This is a genomic window from Cellulomonas sp. URHB0016, from assembly GCF_054057935.1.
In genome coordinates, this window is record NZ_JBSRZU010000001.1 from 3,588,138 (window position 1) to 3,604,316 (window position 16,179).

A 16,179-nucleotide genomic window follows, 5' to 3' on the forward strand; every position below is an offset into this window, starting at 1 on the left:
CGCCCCTGCTGGGCCTCCCCGGCCCGGTGGTCGCGGTCAGAGCGGCCGTTCCAGCACGTAGTCGTCCTCGACGCGGCTGCCGACGCTGAAGTGCTTGGTGCCCACCACGGCGAACCCCGACCGGGCGTAGAACGCCTGGGCACGGGTGTTCTGCTGGTTCACGCCGAGCCACATGCCGTGGGCGCCCCGGTCCCGGGCCACGTCGAGCGAGGCACCCATGAGTGCGTGGGCGACACCGCTGCCGTGGTGGTCGGGATGCACGTAGCACTTGGACAGCTCGATCGTCGGCCGGAGGGTGAGGGCGGCGCGGACGTCGTCGTCGGTGGGCTCGCCCTCGACCAGCATCGTGTAGCCGGCCAGCGGGGCCGGACCCGTGCGGTCGTCAGGTTCGGCCGCCCGGTCGTCGCCCTGGTCGTCAGCCCGGTCGTCGGACCCGTTCTCCGCCCGGTCGACCTCCGCGACGAGCACCGCGCGCGACGGGTCGGCGAGGTACTCGGCGAACCTGGCGGTGGACAGGACGGCGGCGACGAACTGCTGCTGGTCGGCAGCGGTCGACCCGGGTGGGCAGGCGAGCGGGAACGTGAGCGCCGCCAGCTCGGCCAGCGGCACGATGTCGGAGGCGGTCGCCGGGCGGGTGCGGAGCGGCATCCGGGCAGCATACGTTCGGCCGACCGGGGGCCGGCGCCCGCGGGCGGACGGGGACGACTGGGCTCGTTCGCGGTGCCGGCCGGTGCCGGGCCGTCGCCGTGCCGGGCCCTCCGGTGGCCGGGCCACCGCCGTGCCGGGCCACCGCCGTGCCGGCCCCCGTGCCGAGCCACCCCCGCGCCGGGCCACCCTCGCGCCGGCCACCGCCGTGCCGGGCCAGTCAGGGCAGGCGGTTGCGGAGCGAGCGTCTGACCATGCGGACGACGATCCCCAGGGCCCACGCCAGGCCCGCGAGGCTCGCCAGGTTGACCGCGTGCCGGTTGGCGCTCGCGCGCCGGTGACCGCCGCGGAACTCCCGGACGGGCCAGCCCACCTCGAGCGCGTGGTGGCGGAGCCGCCGGTCGGGGTTGATGGCGCACGGGTTGCCGACCTCGGAGAGGATCGGCACGTCGTGCGTGGAGTCCCCGTACGCGTACGACCGGGCGAGGTCGATGCCGTGCCGAGCAGCGAGCTCGCGGACGGCGGCCGCCTTGGCGGTGCCGTGCAGCATGTCCCCGACGAGCCGGCCCGTGTAGTAGCCGTCGGCGTGCTCCGCGACGGTGCCGAGGGCGCCCGTGACACCGAGCCGGCGGGCGAGGAGGTCGCCGATCTCCACCGGCGTGGCCGTCACGAGCCACACCTCGTGGCCCGCTGCGACGTGCGCGTCGAGCAGGGCCTGCGTGCCGGGGTAGATGCGCAGGCACAGCACCTCGTCGTAGACGTCCTCCGCGACGGCGGTCACCTCGGCCACGGAGTGGCCCGTCATGATGGCGAGCGCCCGGCTGCGCAGCTCGTCGATCTGCTCCTTGTTCTCGCCGAAGGTGCGGTAGCGGATCTGGTGCAGGGCGAACTCGAGGATGTCCCTCTTGCGGAAGAACCCGCGCCGGTACAGGCCGACGGCGAGGTGGAACGCGCTGGCGCCGCGGATGATCGTGTTGTCCACGTCGAAGAACGCGCCGATCGGCGGGGCGCCCGGCTCGGCCGCGGCGAGCGCCTGGTCGGCGTCCACGAGGCCCGCCCGGGACGGGGGCGGCACAGGGCCGTTCGTGTGACGCACGCCGCAACTCTAACGAGGCTGACCGTCGCGCGACGCGTCGCTACCGTGAGCACGTGTCCGCCTCCTCTGTCCCGTCCGCGCGGGTCGTCCTGTACGGCCGTGCGGGCTGCCACCTGTGCGACGACGCCCGCGCGCTGGTCGTGCGCGTCTGCGGCGAGACGGGCGACGCGTGGGTGGAGGTCGACGTCGACGACCCGGCGGCGGCGCTCACGGCGGGGGAGCGCAACGAGCTGAGCGAGATGGTGCCCGTCGTCGACGTGGACGGCGTCCGCCGCGGCTACTGGCGGATCGACGAATCTCGCCTCCGCCGGGCCCTGGCTGCGGCCCCCCGCACCACCTAACCTGACGTCCACGGTCCGTGTGGGCCGGTGGCGGGGTGCGGGGGTCGGCGTGGACAACCAGCCTGGACGTACGGGTGAGCGCGGAGCCGGGCGCGGTGGCGCCCACGGCCGACCGGTGCCGCCCTCGACGGTGGTGCGCCTGCCCGGGTACCTGCGCGCGCTCGACGCGCTCACCGCCGAGGGTGTGGTCCTGACCTCGTCGGACGAGCTCGCCGGCCGGGCGGGCGTGAACCCCGCGCAGCTGCGCAAGGACCTGTCGTTCCTCGGCTCGTACGGTCGGCGGGGGATCGGCTACGACGTCGCGCACCTGTCGGAGCAGGTCGGCACGGTGCTGGGCCTGACCACGCAGCGCCGTGTGGTCATCGTGGGCATCGGCAACCTCGGGCACGCGCTGGCCAACTACTCCGGCTTCGCCGAGAGAGGGTTCGCAGTGGTCGGCCTGGTGGACGCGGACCCCGCGGTCGTCGGCACCACCGTCGCCGGTCTGGTGGTGCAGCCCTTCGACCGGCTCCGCACCCTGGTGTCGTCGACGGACGCCAGCATCGGCGTGATCGCGACGCCGGCGCCCGGCGCCCAGGAGGTCTGCGACGCGCTCGTCGAGGCGGGGATCGGCGGGATCCTCACGTTCGCGCCGCGCGCCCTGCGGGTGCCGGACGGGGTGGACGTGCGGGCGGTCGACGTCGCCTCCGAGCTCGCGATCCTGGCCTTCCACGACCAGTGGCGCTCGGCGACGCTGGCGTGACGGGACCCGGCCGTCGTCGCCACCGGGACGCGCGGGAGGCCGGCAGCCCCCTGTCGGGGTGCCGCCGGCCTCCGGCCAGGGTCCTGAGGGGGTCAGCCCTGGTGGATCGCCGAGACGTCGAGCGCGATCACGACCTTGTCGGACACGAGGACGCCGCCGGCCTCGAGGGCCGCGTTCCACGTCAGCCCGAAGTCCTTGCGGGAGATCGTCACGCCGGCCTCGAAGCCGGCGCGGGTGTTGCCGAACGGGTCCACCGCGGTGCCGTTGAACTCGGTGGCGAGCTCCACCGGCTGCGTGACGCCGTGGACGGTGAGGTCTCCGGCGATGACGTGCCCGCTGCCCGTCTCGCGGACCTCCGTGGAGACGAACGTCCAGGCGCCGAACTTCTCGACGTCGAAGAAGTCGCCGCCCTTGAGGTGCCCGTCGCGGTTCGCGTCGCCGGTGGAGACCGTCGAGGGGTCGAGCGTGACGGACACCGAGGTGCCAGCCAGGTCCTCGCCGACGGTGATGGTGCCCTCGGTGACCGCGATCGTGCCGCGCACCTTGGAGATGCCCGCGTGGCGGACCGTGAACGCCGCCTCGGTGTGCGAGGCGTCGATGACCCAGGTGCCGGTCGTGAGGCCGGCCGGCAGTGCGGTCGCGGTGGTGCTCATGAGGTCCTCCACAAGTTTGTTGAACGATCAACCATCGATAGTTTCTAGTTGTACTAGACTTCTCGCACCAGCGCAACCCCCTGGAGGATCGCCCGTGACCACCAGCACACCCGATGTGGCCGGCGGCCGCCCGGTCGCGACCGCCGAGGCCGTGCAGTGGCTCACGGCCGACCAGCAGGTGCTCTGGCGCGCCTTCCGAGAAGGGGCGCAGCGCCTGTCGGATGTGCTCGCGCACGAGCTCGAGTCGCAGTCGGGCCTGTCGACGCACGAGTACGAGGTGCTGGTGCGACTGTCCGAGGCGCCCGACCGCACGCTGCGGATGGCTCAGCTCGCCAACAACCTCGCCCACTCGCGCAGCAGGCTGACGCACACCATCCGTCGTATGGAGGAGTCGGGCCTCGTGGTCCGGACGCCGTGCTCCGACGACGCCCGCGGCGTGAACTGCACCATGACCGACCAGGGGTGGGACGTGCTCGTCGCGGCCGCGCCCGGGCATGTCCGGTCGGTCCGCGACCACCTCGTCGACGTGCTCACGCCCGAGCAGTTCCGGGCGCTCGGCGAGGCCATGGACGCCGTCCGGGCGCACCTCACGGGTGGCCCGTGTCACGTCGAGTGACCGTCCGATCCGTCGGGAGCACCCAGGTGGGGCTGCGAGACTGACCCCCATGGTCGCCACCACCATCCACCTGCTGCGCCACGGCGAGGTGCACAACCCCGAGGGCGTGCTCTACGGGCGGCTGCCGGGATACCACCTGTCCGAGCGCGGGCACGAGATGGCCCGCGTGGTCGCCGACCACCTGTCGGGCGCGTCGGACCGCGCGGGTGCGACACCGGGCACTGCGCACGACGTGGTCGCCGTGGTCGCGTCCCCGCTGCAGCGCGCGCAGGAGACCGCCGGTCCGATCGCCGCGGCGTTCGGTCTCGGCATCGTCACGGACCAGAGGCTGATCGAGGCGGGCAACCACTTCCAGGGCATGACGTTCGGTGTGGGCGACGGCTCCTTGCGCCACCCGAACCACTGGCCCTACCTCCGCAACCCGTTCCGCCCGTCGTGGGGCGAGCCGTACCGCGACCAGGTCGACCGCATGCTCGCCGCAGTCGACACGGCGCGCGCGCAGGCCCGTGGCCACGAGGCGGTGCTCGTCAGCCACCAGCTCCCGGTGTGGGTCACCCGGCTCGCCCTCGAGAAGCGCCCGCTCTGGCACGACCCCCGGCGCCGGCAGTGCTCCGTGGCGTCGCTGACGAGCCTCGTGTTCGAGGACGACACGCTCGTGCGGATCTCCTACACCCAGCCGGCTGCGGCACTGCTGCCCGGCACGTCGTCGGTCCCGGGGGCCTGAGGTGCGGCTCCGTCACGCGCGCACCCGCACGGCCGCAGTCGTCGTGCTCGTCGGCCTGCTCGCTGCCTGTACCGGCGGCGGAGACGGGTCGGGCACCCCGGAGGACGTCACCGACCAGAACTACCAGTCGGGCGACGGCAGCGCGACGAAGTGGGCGTCGTCGGACCGCAAGGGCCCGGTCGAGCTCGCCGGGACCGACTTCGACGGCAACCCCGTCGACACGGCCGGCTGGAAGGGCGACGTCGTCGTCCTCAACACGTGGTACGCCAACTGCCCGCCGTGCCGCGCGGAGGCGCCCGACCTGGTCGCGCTCGCCACCGAGTACGCCGACCAGGGCGTGCACGTGCTCGGCATCAACGGGACCGACGCCGCAGGGGCCGCCCAGGCGTTCCAGCGCCAGTTCGAGGTGCCGTACCCGAGCATCGCGGACAGCGACGGCACCGCGGTCGCCGACCTGCAGGGCACGGTGCCGATCAACGCCGTGCCCACCACGGTCGTGCTCGACCGCGACGGCAAGGTCGCGGCCCGGGTCCTCGGGCTGGCGGACGCCTCGACGCTGTCGGCCATCGTGGACGAGCTCCTCGCGGAGCAGCCGTCGTGAGCCTCGCGGCGAGCGTGCTCCTCGCCGGCGCGGGTGACGCGTTCGGCCGGACCATCACGTCCGGCTCGATGCTCCTCGCGGTCCCCGTGGCGGTCCTCGCCGGGCTGGTCTCGTTCGCGTCGCCGTGCGTCCTGCCGCTCGTGCCGGGCTACCTCGGCTACCTGGGCGGCATGGCCGGCTCGACGTCGTCCGCCACCCGGTCGTCGGGGACCCGCCCGTCCGGCACCGGCGCGCCGGACGGAGGCTCCTCGCGTGGCGCCACCGCGACCGCCGTCCGGACGGCACCGCAGCGCAGCCGCGTGCTCGCAGGCGTCGTGCTGTTCGTGGCCGGCTTCACCGCCGTGTTCGTCGTCTACGGCGTGCTCGCCGGCTCCCTCGGCAGCGCCCTGCACCGGTGGCAGGACCCGGTCACGCGCGTGCTCGGCGTGGTCGTCATCCTCATGGGCCTGGCGTTCCTCGGGCTCGTGCCCTTCCTGCAGAACGAGCGACGCCTGCACCTCGCGCCGCGCGCCGGGCTGTGGGGAGCGCCCCTGCTCGGCATCACGTTCGGGCTCGGCTGGACGCCGTGCATCGGCCCGACGCTCGCGGCGATCCTCACGCTGTCCCTCGGGGACGGGTCCGCCGTGCGCGGAGGTCTGCTCGCGGTGGCGTTCTGCGTCGGCCTGGGCCTGCCGTTCCTGCTCGTCGCGCTCGGCGTGGAGAGCAGCACGCGGATGCTCGGGTTCCTCCGGCGGCACCGGCTCGCGATGATGCGGCTCGGCGGCGCCATGCTGGTGCTCCTCGGCCTCGCGCTCGTCACCGGCGTGTGGGGCGACTGGGCCTCCTGGCTGCAGGGCCGCCTGACCGGCACCGACGGATTCGTGCCGGTGGTGTGACGTGAGCGCGTACCGCCCGGAGGGTCTCGACGACGCCTTCACCGCCACCCTGACCGACGACCACCACCCGTCGCCCGCCCCCGTGCTGCCGTCGATCGGGTTCACCGGCTGGCTGCGCTGGGCGTGGCGTCAGCTCACCAGCATGCGGGTGGCCCTGCTGCTGCTCATGCTGCTCGCCGTCGCCGCCGTGCCCGGCACCGTGTGGCCGCAGCGGGTGCAGAGCCCGGAGAAGGTCGCCGCCTACCTGATCGACCACCCGACCACCGGCCCCTGGCTCGACCGCCTCGGGTTCTTCGGCGTGTACTCGTCGATCTGGTTCTCGGCGATCTACCTCCTGCTGTTCGTGTCCCTGGTCGGCTGCATCCTGCCGCGCACCGCCGTGCACCTGCGGGGCGTGCAGGGACGCCCACCGCGCACCCCCCGCCGGTTCGGCCGGTTCCCCGCGCAGGGGCAGGGGGCCACGGACGACGCGCCCCGCGTGGTCGTCGAGCGCGCCGCCGCCCTGCTGCGCCGCGGGCGGTCGTGGCTGCCGTTCTGGCCCACGTACCGGGTGGACACCCACGACGAGGGTGGCGGCGCCTGGTCCGTCTCCGCCGAGCGCGGCTACCTGCGTGAGACGGGCAACCTGCTGTTTCATCTCGCGCTCGTCGGCCTGCTGGTCTCCGTCGCGACCGGGCAGCTCCTGCACTACCGGGGCCAGGCGATCGTCGTCCAGGGTCGCGGCTTCGCGAACGCCCAGGTGGACTACGACACGTTCGAGCAGGGCACCGCGTTCCGGCCCGCCACGCTCGTGCCGTTCACGCTGCGGCTGGACGACTTCGAGGCCCGGTTCGACCCCGACACGCTGCAGTCCCGCGACTTCACCGCACACGTCACGCTCACCGAGCCGGGATCGGACCCCGAGGCCCGCACCATCAAGGTCAACCACCCGCTCGACGCCGGCGGCGCCAAGGTCTACCTGCAGGGCAACGGGTACGCGCCCGACATCACCGTGCGGGACCGGTCGGGCGAGGTCGCCTACGCGGGGCCGGTGCCGTTCCTGCCGCAGGACGAGGTCTACACGTCCCGGGGCGTGCTCAAGGTGCCGGACGTCTCCGGCGACCAGCCGCAGGTGGGCATCATCGGCTACCTGCTGCCCACCGCGCAGGAGGTCGGCGACCACCTGTTCCGGTCCGTCGACCCGCAGCCGGACGACCCGCTTCTCGTGCTGTCCGTGTGGTCCGGCAACCTCGGCCTGGACACCGGCGTACCGCAGAACGTCTACCAGCTCGACGAGTCCCGGCTCACGCAGTCGGTCGACGGCGCCGGCGCACCGGTCACGCTCTACGTGCGGCCCGGCGAGACGGTGGAGCTGCCCGACGACCTCGGTTCCCTGACGTTCGAGGGCCTGCCGCGCTACGTCGCGCTGGACCTGCGGCACGACCCCGCGCTGGCGTTCGTGCTGGTGTTCGCCCTGCTCGCTCTCGCAGGCCTGGCAGCGTCGCTCTTCGCGCCGCGGCGTCGCCTGTGGCTGCGGGCGGCTCCCGCGGCCGCGGACGCCGGGACCGGAGCCGGGACGGTCACCGACACCGGGACCGCAGGTGGCGGCGGCCGTACAGTGGTGACCGCCGCCGGCCTGGCCCGCGGTGACGACGTCGGGCTGCAGCCCGAGCTGGACAGGGTGCTCGCCGCGACGCTGGCCGCGTCGCAGAGCGCGCCGCCCGGCACGCCCCCCGGCACCAGGCCGAGTACCTCCGGCAGCACCCCGCACGGCATCCCCGACAGCACCCGAGAGAGCACGCCATGACCACCGGTGACCTCAGCACCCTGCTCGTGTGGGGCGCCATGACGGCGCTCACCGTCGCGCTCGTCGCGTACGCCGTCGACCTGGCCGGCATCGCCGAGCGCGCCCAGCGCCGGGCGCCCGCGAAGGAGCCGGCCGCAGCCGTCGGGGGCGGGACCATGACGGGGGCATCGACGACGGTGGCGACCCCGCCCTCCGGCACGGCCGCGGTCGGGCGGGCCACGACGCCCGACGACGGCCGGTCCCTGCGCGCCGAGGGCATCGCCCGCACCACCACGTACGTCGGCATCGTGCTGCTCCTCGGCGCGGTCGTCACGCGCGGCCTGGCAGCCGGGCGCTGGCCCACCGCCAACATGTACGAGTTCACGATCGTCGGTGCGCTGGTCGCCACGTCCGTCCTCGCGATCGTCCAGCGCCGACGCGTCATCGCCTTCGTCGGGGTGCTGGTGCTCGGCATCGCGGTCCTCGCGCTGGCGCTCGGCCTCCTCGTGTTCTTCGTCCGGGCCGACGCCGTCCAGCCGGCCCTGCAGAGCTACTGGCTGATCCTGCACGTCGGCGTCGCGATCACCGCCACCGGCGTGTTCACCGTCGCCTTCGCGGCGTCGGTGCTGCAGGTGGTGCAGGACGTCCGCGAGGGTGGTGGCCCCCGCCCCGCCGACGAGCCGGCCCGCCGCACCGACGTGCTCCGCGGCTGGGTGAGCGGGCCGCGCTTCGGCTGGCTGCAGCAGGCGCCGTCGGCGCGTGACCTGGAGGCCCAGGCCTTCCGCCTCAACGCCATCGGGTTCGTGCTGTGGACGTTCACGCTCATCGGCGGCGCCATCTGGGCCGAGCACGCCTGGGGCCGGTACTGGGGCTGGGACCCGAAGGAGGTCGGCACCTTCGTCGCGTGGGTCGTGTACGCCTCGTACCTGCACGCCCGCACCACGCGCGGCTGGAGCGGGCGCAAGGCCGCCTACTTCGTGTTCGTCGGCTACGCGGTGGTCCTGGCGAACTTCACGGTCGTGAACCTGTTCGTCACCGGGAAGCACTCGTACTCCGGGCTCTGACCAGCGGTCCCTGGGTTCTGACCAGCCTCCCTGGGGCTCTGACCCGCCGTCCCCGGGCTCGACTGCGACGGCAGGGGGCGGGCGAGCCGTCAGACCTGCGGGGACTCCTCGTCGGTGGGGCCCGCCTCGCGGCGGCGGCGGTCCTGGTCGAGCTTGCGCAGGAAGTCCGGGTCGTCGTCGGGCGCCACGGGTCCTCTGCGGCGCGTGACGGGCCTGCCCGGGCCTCGCGACGGTCCGCCGCCCGTCGCCGCGGCCGAGCGCCTCATCTGGCTGATCGCGATCCACGCGATCGACCCGAACAGGGGCACCAGCAGCACGAGAAGCACCCAGAGCACGCGGGGAGCGCCCAGACGCTCGTCGTCATCGCTGCGCACGATGTCGAGGACGCTGTACACCACGAGCCCGATGATCAGGAGCACACCCAGGTTCCGCAGCATCTGTCCACCCTAGGCGTGCCGGGGCGGTCTGTGGCGGTCCTACCCTGGTCCGGTGCCTCTGGTGACCTACTCCGTGCTGCGTCTCGCCCTGTTCGCGGTCTGCCTCGGCCTGCTGTGGTGGGCGGGCATGCGGTCGTGGCTCGTGGTGGTGGTCGCCGCCCTGGTCGCGTGGGGGCTGTCCTACGTGCTGCTGCGCGGCCCACGGGACGCGGCAGCGAGGCAGCTCGCGGACCGTGCGGAGCGGCGGCGCGCGCTCGCCGGTCGGGAGCGGTTCGGAGGCCGTGCACAGGAGGACGCGGACCTCGAGGACGCGGTGGACGAGGCGTCCCGGCAGGACGGCGGCACCGCCTGAGCGTCTCGCTCAGAGCGTGAGCCCCAGGCCGAGCAGCAGGCCGAACCCGAGCTCGAGCATCCCGGTGCCCGCCAGCACCGGCACGAGCGCCCGCCCGCGTGCGCCGAGCTGCACCACGACCACCAGCACCAGCGCCGGTGGCAGGAGCACCGTGACGAGCAGCGACCACGGCGCGACGATCGCGCAGGCCAACCCCAGCAGGATCGGGACGAGCACGAAGACGGCGTACAGCCGTCGGGCCCGGTGCTCCCCGAGCCGGACGGCGAGCGTCCGCTTGCCGACGAGGGCGTCGGTGGGCACGTCGCGCAGGTTGTTCACCATCAGGAGCGCGCAGGCCAGCAGCCCGACGGCGACCGCGCCGAGCCACGCGGGCCACGACAGCGTGCCTGCCTGCGTGTAGGTCGTGCCGAGCACGGCGACCAGCCCGAAGAACACGAACACGCCGACCTCGCCGAGCCCCTTGTACCCGTACGGGCTGCGACCGCCGGTGTAGGTCCAGGCCGCGACGATCGCCGCGGCTCCGACCAGCAGCAGCCACAGCTGGCCGGACAGCAGCACGAGCCAGAGCCCGAGGAGCGCCGCCAGGCCGAACATGGCGAACGCCGCGCCCTTCACCGAGCCCGGGCTGGCGGTCCCCGACGCAGTCAGGCGCAGCGGGCCCACCCGCTCGGTGTCGGTCCCGCGGATGCCGTCGGAGTAGTCGTTGGCGAAGTTGACGCCGACCTGCAGGGCGAGCGCGACGCCGAGCGCGAGGAGCGCGTGCCCCAGCACGGCCGCGTCGAGCTGTGCGGCCGCACCCGTGCCCACGAGCACCGGTGCTGCGGCCGCCGGCAGGGTGCGGGGTCGCGCACCGGCGACCCACTCGCTGGCTGTCGTCACGCCTGGCTCCTCTTCTCGGGGACGGGCGTTCGGGGCGCCCTGGGGTTCGTGCCGCCGTCGCGGGCGGTGGTGGTCGCCTGGGCGGCGGTGGCCGTGGCCGTGGTCGTGGCCGTGGTGCCGGCCGGCGCTCCGGTCGCCTCCGCGGCGAGCAGGGCGGTCGCGCGCCGGTCCGTCTTGCCGGGTCCGCGCGACGGCAGGGCCGGCACCACCGCGATGCGGCGCGGTGCGCTCGTCGCCCCGACCCGGTCGGCGACGAGGCCCCGCACGTCGTCGAGCGCCGGAGGACGGGCGCCGGGACGCAGCACGAGCACCGCCACCACGAGCTGGCCCCACTCGGCGTCGGGCACCCCCACCACGCAGGACTCCGCCACGGCCGGGAGCTCGGCGAGCGCGGCCTCGACGGGTGCCGGTGCGACGTTGGCGCCGCCGGACACGATGACGTCGTCGGCGCGTCCGAGCACCGTCAGCCTGCCGCCGTCGAGGCGTCCGAGGTCCTGCGTGCGCAGCACCCGCGGCTCACCGAGGAACGTCGTGGCGTCGAGGTCGGGTCGGCCCAGGTACCCCTCGGCGAGGACCGGCCCCGCGAGGAGCACCCGACCGAGGTCGTCGAGCGCCACCTCCACACGGTCGAGCGGACGGCCGTCGTACACGCAGCCGCCGCACGTCTCGGTCATGCCGTAGGTCGTGACGACGCGCACGTGCGCCTGGTGGGCGGCCTCCAGGAGCGTGGGCGGCGTCGACGCACCGCCCACGAGCACGGCGTCGTACCGCTGGAGCGCCTCACGGCCGGCCGGGTCCTCCAGCAGGCGGACCAGCTGCGTCGGCACGAGCGACGTGTAGAGCGGCGCATCGCCCGGCAGGCCGTCGGTCGCCGCGACGAATGCCGGAGCCCGGAACGGGCCCTCGGGCAGCACCGCGGGGCGGGTGCCGGCGAGCACCGACCGGACCAGGACCTGCAGGCCGGCGACGTGGTGCACGGGCAGCGCGAGGAGCCAGCGGCCCGGCCCCGAGAGCCGGCGTGCCGTGGCGTCGGCCGACGCCCGGAGCGCGTCGGCGGAGAGCATCACGTCGCGGGGCTCGCCGGTCGAGCCCGACGTGCGGACCACCACCGCCACTCCGTCGGGCACCGAGACGTCCGGACCGCCCACCTGCATCGGCCTCAGGGCGGGTCCCGTGCCGTCGAGTGCGCCAGCCAACACCGCGAGCAGGGCGTCCGGCCGGGCCGGGACGTCGTGCAGGGGGTGTTTCACCCGGACAGCGTAGGTGCAGCCCAGGTGCGTGCCGGCACGCGGGGCGGTCGCGTGGTCGTGCCGTGCTGCCAGGTCGGGGGCTGCCCGACCCGTAGAGTGACGCGCGGTCCGACCCCGAAGGAGCCCGCTGTGCCCTCTGCCCTGCCCGGTGTGTCGCGGCGACCGTTCCGCGTCGCCGCACTGACGTCCGTCGTCGCCGTCGTCCTCGCCGCGTGCGGCAGCGCCGCGTCCGACGACCCCACGGCCGCGCCGCCGGTGACGATGGCTCCGCAGATCGAGCCGGCGAAGGCCGCACCCCCCACACCGGTGGTCCCGCCGCGCTGGCCCCTGACCGGTCAGGGAGCGACTGACGTGGCGGTGCGACCCGCCCTCGCGGTCAAGATCGAGAACTCCGGCGAGGCCCGCCCGCAGACCGGTCTCGAGCAGGCCGACGTGGTGTGGGAGGAAGTGGTGGAGGGGGGCATCACGCGGTTCGTCGCGGTGTTCCACTCCCAGGTCCCCGCCGAGATCGGCCCGATCCGGTCGGTCCGCCCCATGGACCCGGCCATCGCGGCGCCGCTGCACGGTCTCGTCGCGTTCTCCGGTGGCCAGCCGGGGTTCGTCGACGCGCTCGCCGCCTCGGGCCTGCAGATCCTCAGCCAGGACAAGGGCACCGACGGCTTCTACCGCAAGCAGGGCGTGGCCCCGGCGCCGCACAACGTGTACGGCACGCCGCAGACGTTGTGGGGGCTGGCCGACGGCGCCCACAGTGCCGCCCCGCCCGCGCAGTTCACCATCGCCCGTCAGGCCGACCAGGCCACCGCGACGCTCTCCGGCACCCCGGCCGGCGCCGTGGACGTCACGATGTCCGGCTACTCCCACCCGCAGTGGACGTGGGACGCCGCATCGGGCACGTGGCAGCGTTCCGAGGGCGCCAAGCCCGCCACGGCACGGTCCGGGGCGCGGCTCGCGGCCACGAACGTCGTGACGCTCTCCGTCCGGCTCGTCGACTCGGGCACCACCGACCCCGCGGGCAACCCCGTGCCGGAGACGGTGCTCGACGGCTCGGGTACGGGACTCGTCGCGACCGGCGGCAAGACGCTGCCCGTCAACTGGTCCAAGGCGGCCCAGGACGCGCCCGTCGTGCTCACCACGGCCGAGGGGGCACCTGTGTCGCTCGCCCCGGGGATCACCTGGGTCGAGCTCGTGCCGGGCACCAGCGGCAGCGTCACGACGCGCTGACCGCGAACGGCGCTCGACCGGCGCCCGACCGGCGACCGACGTCCAGGCGACCTCCGGGCGATGTCCGTCCGCCCCCCGTCCGACGTCCGTCTGCCCTCAACCCGACGTCCGTCCGCCCTCGGCCCGACGTCCGTCCGGCCGGCCTCCATCTGACCTCCACATGACCTGCACCTGACCGCCGCCTGACCTCCGCCTGACGGCGCCGGGAGGTGTTCCGGAGGTCGCAAACGTCTCCGGACGCCGTCAGACGCTGCCCGGGCGCGCCTCGGCGGGCCGGCGCGTGGCACCCTGGTCGCGTCGGTGACGAGGAGCAGGGGGAAACGACATGACGCGAGGAACCGCGTTCGAAGGCGTCCGGGACGGGCGGCCGTCGGCCGTGGCGCGGAGGCTCCGCCGGGCCTCGTGGGGCCTCGCCGCCGCCGCCGTGCTCGGGCTCGCCGCCTGCTCGTCCGGCGGCTCCGACCAGCCGACGCCCACCGACGTGACCGCCCGTGCCAGCACAGGCGTGGACAAGTCCGGCGTCCCGGCGCCCGTCGTGCCGCCCACGTGGCCGCTGACCGGTGTGCTGGGCGACCCGGTGGCCCGGCCCGCCCTCGCGGTGAAGATCGAGAACACCGCGGTCGCGCGCCCCCAGACGGGGCTCGAGCAGACCGACGTGGTGTGGGAGACGATCGTCGAGTTCGACGTGTCCCGGTTCATCGCCGTCTTCCACTCCCAGGTCCCCGCCGAGGTCGGGCCCATCCGCTCCGTGCGTCCGATGGACCCGGTGATCCTGGCGCCGATGCACGGCCTGCTCGCGTTCTCCGGCGGCCAGCCGGGGATCCTCGACCTGGTCGCGGCGAGCGGCGTGCAGATGATCAGCCACGACGCCGGCGCCCCCGGCATGTACCGGACCAAGGACCGTTCGGCCCCGCACAACGTGTACGGCACGCCGCAGACGTTCTGGGACCAGGCCGACGCCGACCACCAGGCGCCCCCTGCCGAGCAGTTCCTGTTCGCCCGGTCCGCCGACCAGGCGGCAGCCGTCCTCGCGGGCACCCCGGCCGGCACGCTGTCGTTCCACCTGTCGCCGGCCTCGAACCCCGCGTGGACGTGGGACGCCGCGAGCGGCACGTGGCTGCGGTCGGAGGCGGCCGTCCCCGGCGACGGCCCGCAGCGGCGCGCAGCTCGCGGCGGTCAACGTCGTGTCGATCACCGCGGACCACCCGATCACGGAGTTCGGCGCCCAGGGCGGTACGCCGGTGCCGACCTACAACCTCGTCGGTGCGGGGGACGGCGTCGTCGCGACCGGCGGCAAGACGATCGCGGTGCGCTGGCAGAAGGACTCGCAGGACGCGCCGATGCGGCTGTTCCTGGCCGACGGGAGCCCGGCGAACCTGGCGCCCGGGAACACCTGGGTGGAGCTGGTGCCCGCGGGGGGCGGGTCGCTCACGATCGGCTGACGCCCGCCTGACTGCCGCCGCGGCCGTCACGGTGCCCGGCGCCGTGCTGGTCGCAGTGCTCGTCGCAGTGCCCGTCGCCGTGCTGGTCGCTGTGCCGGTCGCAGCACCCGTCGCCGGACCCGCCCACGTGCCCAGCACCGTGGCCGGCACCGTTGTCCGTCCCGGGGTGGACGGCTCGGCGCCGTGGGAGCGCCGCGAGGATGACGGCGGCGGGCCAGGTCGCGACGACGGGTCGACGCGGCGGTGGGCGGTGCGCGGCCAGGCTGAGGTCATGACCACTTCGGAGCACATCCGCACGGCGGCCGAGCACGACCTGCGGTCCCTCGGCGCCGTGGTCGGGGCGACCGTGACCCTCGTCGCGCTGCTCGTCGGCGTGGCGTGGGTCGCGGGGATGTTCGTCGACCTCGCCACCTGGGCCATGGCGTCGAGCTGACCGGCGCGACGCCCGAGACCCCGGCGGGTCGACGTCAGTACGCGTACGGGAACCCCGACCAGTCAGGGTCGCGCCGCTCGAGGAACGCGTCGCGCCCTTCGACGGCCTCGTCGGTCATGTACGCCAGCCGGGTCGCCTCCCCGGCGAACACCTGCTGGCCGGCGAGCCCGTCGTCCGCGAGGTTGAAGGCGAACTTGAGCATCCGCACGGCCTGCGGTGACTTCGACGCGATGATCCGCGCGTACTCGAGCCCGGCCTCCTCGATCTGCTCGTGCGCGACGACGTCGTTGACCGCCCCCCAGGCGTAGGCCTCGTCAGCCGAGTACTCGCGGGCGAGGAAGAAGATCTCCCGGGCCCGCTTCTGGCCGATCTGCCGCGCGAGCAGGGCGGACCCGTAGCCGCCGTCGAACGACCCGACGTTCGCGTCGGTCTGCATGAACCGGGCGTGCTCGCGGCTGGCGATGGTGAGGTCCGCGACGACGTGCAGCGAGTGCCCGCCGCCGGCGGCCCAGCCGTTGACGAGCGCGACGACGACCTTCGGCATGGTCCGCATGAGCCGCTGGACCTCGAGGATGTGCAGCCTGCCGGCGCGTGCCGGGTCGACCTGTGCCGCGGTGTCGCCGTCGGAGTACTTGTAGCCGTCGCGCCCGCGGATGCGCTGGTCGCCCCCGGAGCAGAACGCCCAGACGCCGTCCTTCGGGGAGGGGCCGTTGCCGGTCAGGAGCACGGTGCCGACGTCCGGGCTCGTCCGGGCGTGGTCGAGGACGCGGTAGAGCTCGTCGACGGTGTGCGGCCGGAACGCGTTGCGGACCTCGGGACGGTCGAACGCGACGCGGACGCAGGGCAGGTCGCGGGACTGTGCACCGGTCCGCTCGACGGCGCGGTGGTACGTCACGTCGGTGAGGCCCTCGAAGCCGTCGACGGTGCGCCAGCGGTGAGGGTCGAAGGTGTCGGAGACGGTCTCGGGCAGTGCGCTCACGGCGGTCACCCTACGCGCGATGGCGTTTCGGGTACGGTCGTACCAGAAACGCTCGCCGTGGCAC

19 protein-coding genes and 1 pseudogene are annotated in these 16,179 nt (G+C 74.4%); 13 read left to right on the forward strand and 7 right to left on the reverse strand.

Going from position 1 to position 16,179, the window contains the following annotated elements; genetic code table 11:
- Positions 1-36: 36 nt before the first annotated feature.
- Complete coding sequence (locus ACVW07_RS16490) at positions 37-648, reverse strand: GNAT family N-acetyltransferase (protein WP_456820305.1); 612 nt, start codon at positions 646-648, stop codon at positions 37-39.
- 217 nt (positions 649-865) lie between these two features.
- A complete protein-coding gene (locus tag ACVW07_RS16495) occupies positions 866-1,693 on the reverse strand; it encodes an HAD family hydrolase (RefSeq protein WP_456821103.1) in 828 nt (275 codons plus the stop codon).
- Between the two features lie 101 nt (positions 1,694-1,794).
- Here ACVW07_RS16495 and ACVW07_RS16500 point away from each other — a divergent pair, with 101 nt between their 5' ends.
- Positions 1,795-2,082, forward strand: coding sequence for a glutaredoxin family protein (locus ACVW07_RS16500; protein ID WP_456820306.1), 288 nt, complete (start codon positions 1,795-1,797; stop codon positions 2,080-2,082).
- A gap of 49 nt (positions 2,083-2,131) precedes the next feature.
- Complete coding sequence (locus ACVW07_RS16505; RefSeq protein WP_456820307.1) at positions 2,132-2,824, forward strand: redox-sensing transcriptional repressor Rex; 693 nt, start codon at positions 2,132-2,134, stop codon at positions 2,822-2,824.
- A gap of 92 nt (positions 2,825-2,916) precedes the next feature.
- Here the strand turns inward: ACVW07_RS16505 and ACVW07_RS16510 are convergent, their stop codons facing one another.
- The gene (locus ACVW07_RS16510) at positions 2,917-3,477 is read right to left on the reverse strand and encodes a YceI family protein (RefSeq protein ID WP_456820308.1); all 561 of its coding nucleotides are present in this window, start codon (positions 3,475-3,477) and stop codon (positions 2,917-2,919) included.
- A 94-nt stretch (positions 3,478-3,571) separates the two neighbouring features.
- Here ACVW07_RS16510 and ACVW07_RS16515 point away from each other — a divergent pair, with 94 nt between their 5' ends.
- From ACVW07_RS16515 to ccsB, 6 genes are all read left to right on the forward strand, one after another.
- Positions 3,572-4,093, forward strand: coding sequence for a MarR family winged helix-turn-helix transcriptional regulator (locus tag ACVW07_RS16515; protein ID WP_456820309.1), 522 nt, complete (start codon positions 3,572-3,574; stop codon positions 4,091-4,093).
- Positions 4,094-4,142: 49 nt separating this feature from the next.
- Positions 4,143-4,817, forward strand: coding sequence for a histidine phosphatase family protein (locus tag ACVW07_RS16520; protein ID WP_456820310.1), 675 nt, complete (start codon positions 4,143-4,145; stop codon positions 4,815-4,817).
- A 1-nt stretch (position 4,818) separates the two neighbouring features.
- Positions 4,819-5,418 carry a TlpA family protein disulfide reductase gene (locus tag ACVW07_RS16525; protein ID WP_456820311.1) on the forward strand — a complete coding sequence of 200 codons (600 nt, stop codon included), beginning with the start codon at positions 4,819-4,821 and terminating at the stop codon, positions 5,416-5,418.
- Between the two features lie 68 nt (positions 5,419-5,486).
- Positions 5,487-6,293: a cytochrome c biogenesis CcdA family protein gene (locus ACVW07_RS16530; protein WP_456821104.1), complete on the forward strand. Its 807-nt coding sequence runs from the start codon at positions 5,487-5,489 to the stop codon at positions 6,291-6,293.
- Between the two features lies 1 nt (position 6,294).
- A complete protein-coding gene (gene resB, locus ACVW07_RS16535) occupies positions 6,295-8,079 on the forward strand; it encodes a cytochrome c biogenesis protein ResB (RefSeq protein WP_456820312.1) in 1,785 nt (594 codons plus the stop codon).
- Positions 8,076-9,122: a c-type cytochrome biogenesis protein CcsB gene (gene ccsB / locus ACVW07_RS16540; RefSeq protein WP_456820313.1), complete on the forward strand. Its 1,047-nt coding sequence runs from the start codon at positions 8,076-8,078 to the stop codon at positions 9,120-9,122. The genes resB and ccsB overlap by 4 nt, the downstream gene beginning before the upstream one ends.
- An 89-nt stretch (positions 9,123-9,211) precedes the next feature.
- Here ccsB and ACVW07_RS16545 read toward each other — a convergent pair whose 3' ends face one another.
- Positions 9,212-9,559, reverse strand: a complete 348-nt coding sequence (locus ACVW07_RS16545) for a PLDc N-terminal domain-containing protein (protein ID WP_456820314.1) — start codon at positions 9,557-9,559, stop codon at positions 9,212-9,214.
- Positions 9,560-9,611: 52 nt separating this feature from the next.
- Here ACVW07_RS16545 and ACVW07_RS16550 point away from each other — a divergent pair, with 52 nt between their 5' ends.
- Complete coding sequence (locus ACVW07_RS16550; protein WP_456820315.1) at positions 9,612-9,911, forward strand: DUF4229 domain-containing protein; 300 nt, start codon at positions 9,612-9,614, stop codon at positions 9,909-9,911.
- Between the two features lie 9 nt (positions 9,912-9,920).
- On the opposite strand, the gene ACVW07_RS16555 is transcribed toward ACVW07_RS16550, so the two are convergent.
- Both ACVW07_RS16555 and menE read right to left on the reverse strand, forming a co-directional pair.
- Positions 9,921-10,790, reverse strand: a complete 870-nt coding sequence (locus tag ACVW07_RS16555) for a 1,4-dihydroxy-2-naphthoate polyprenyltransferase (RefSeq protein ID WP_456820316.1) — start codon at positions 10,788-10,790, stop codon at positions 9,921-9,923.
- Complete coding sequence (gene menE, locus ACVW07_RS16560; protein WP_456820317.1) at positions 10,787-12,040, reverse strand: o-succinylbenzoate--CoA ligase; 1,254 nt, start codon at positions 12,038-12,040, stop codon at positions 10,787-10,789. The genes ACVW07_RS16555 and menE overlap by 4 nt, the downstream gene beginning before the upstream one ends.
- Positions 12,041-12,169: 129 nt before the next feature.
- Between menE and ACVW07_RS16565 the strand changes: the two genes are divergently transcribed.
- The 4 genes and pseudogenes from ACVW07_RS16565 (at position 12,170) to ACVW07_RS16580 (ending at position 15,136) form a co-directional block, all read left to right on the forward strand.
- A complete protein-coding gene (locus ACVW07_RS16565) occupies positions 12,170-13,261 on the forward strand; it encodes a DUF3048 domain-containing protein (protein ID WP_456820318.1) in 1,092 nt (363 codons plus the stop codon).
- Between the two features lie 325 nt (positions 13,262-13,586).
- Positions 13,587-14,165, forward strand: a pseudogene (locus tag ACVW07_RS16570) (DUF3048 N-terminal domain-containing protein); the annotation flags it as partial.
- Positions 14,166-14,445: 280 nt separating this feature from the next.
- Entirely contained in the window at positions 14,446-14,703 is a 258-nt protein-coding gene (locus tag ACVW07_RS16575) for a DUF3048 C-terminal domain-containing protein (RefSeq protein WP_456821105.1), read from the forward strand.
- A 271-nt stretch (positions 14,704-14,974) separates the two neighbouring features.
- Positions 14,975-15,136, forward strand: a complete 162-nt coding sequence (locus tag ACVW07_RS16580; protein ID WP_456820319.1) for a hypothetical protein — start codon at positions 14,975-14,977, stop codon at positions 15,134-15,136.
- A 34-nt stretch (positions 15,137-15,170) separates the two neighbouring features.
- Here the strand turns inward: ACVW07_RS16580 and ACVW07_RS16585 are convergent, their stop codons facing one another.
- A complete protein-coding gene (locus ACVW07_RS16585) occupies positions 15,171-16,115 on the reverse strand; it encodes a 1,4-dihydroxy-2-naphthoyl-CoA synthase (protein ID WP_456820320.1) in 945 nt (314 codons plus the stop codon).
- Positions 16,116-16,179: the final 64 nt, after the last annotated feature.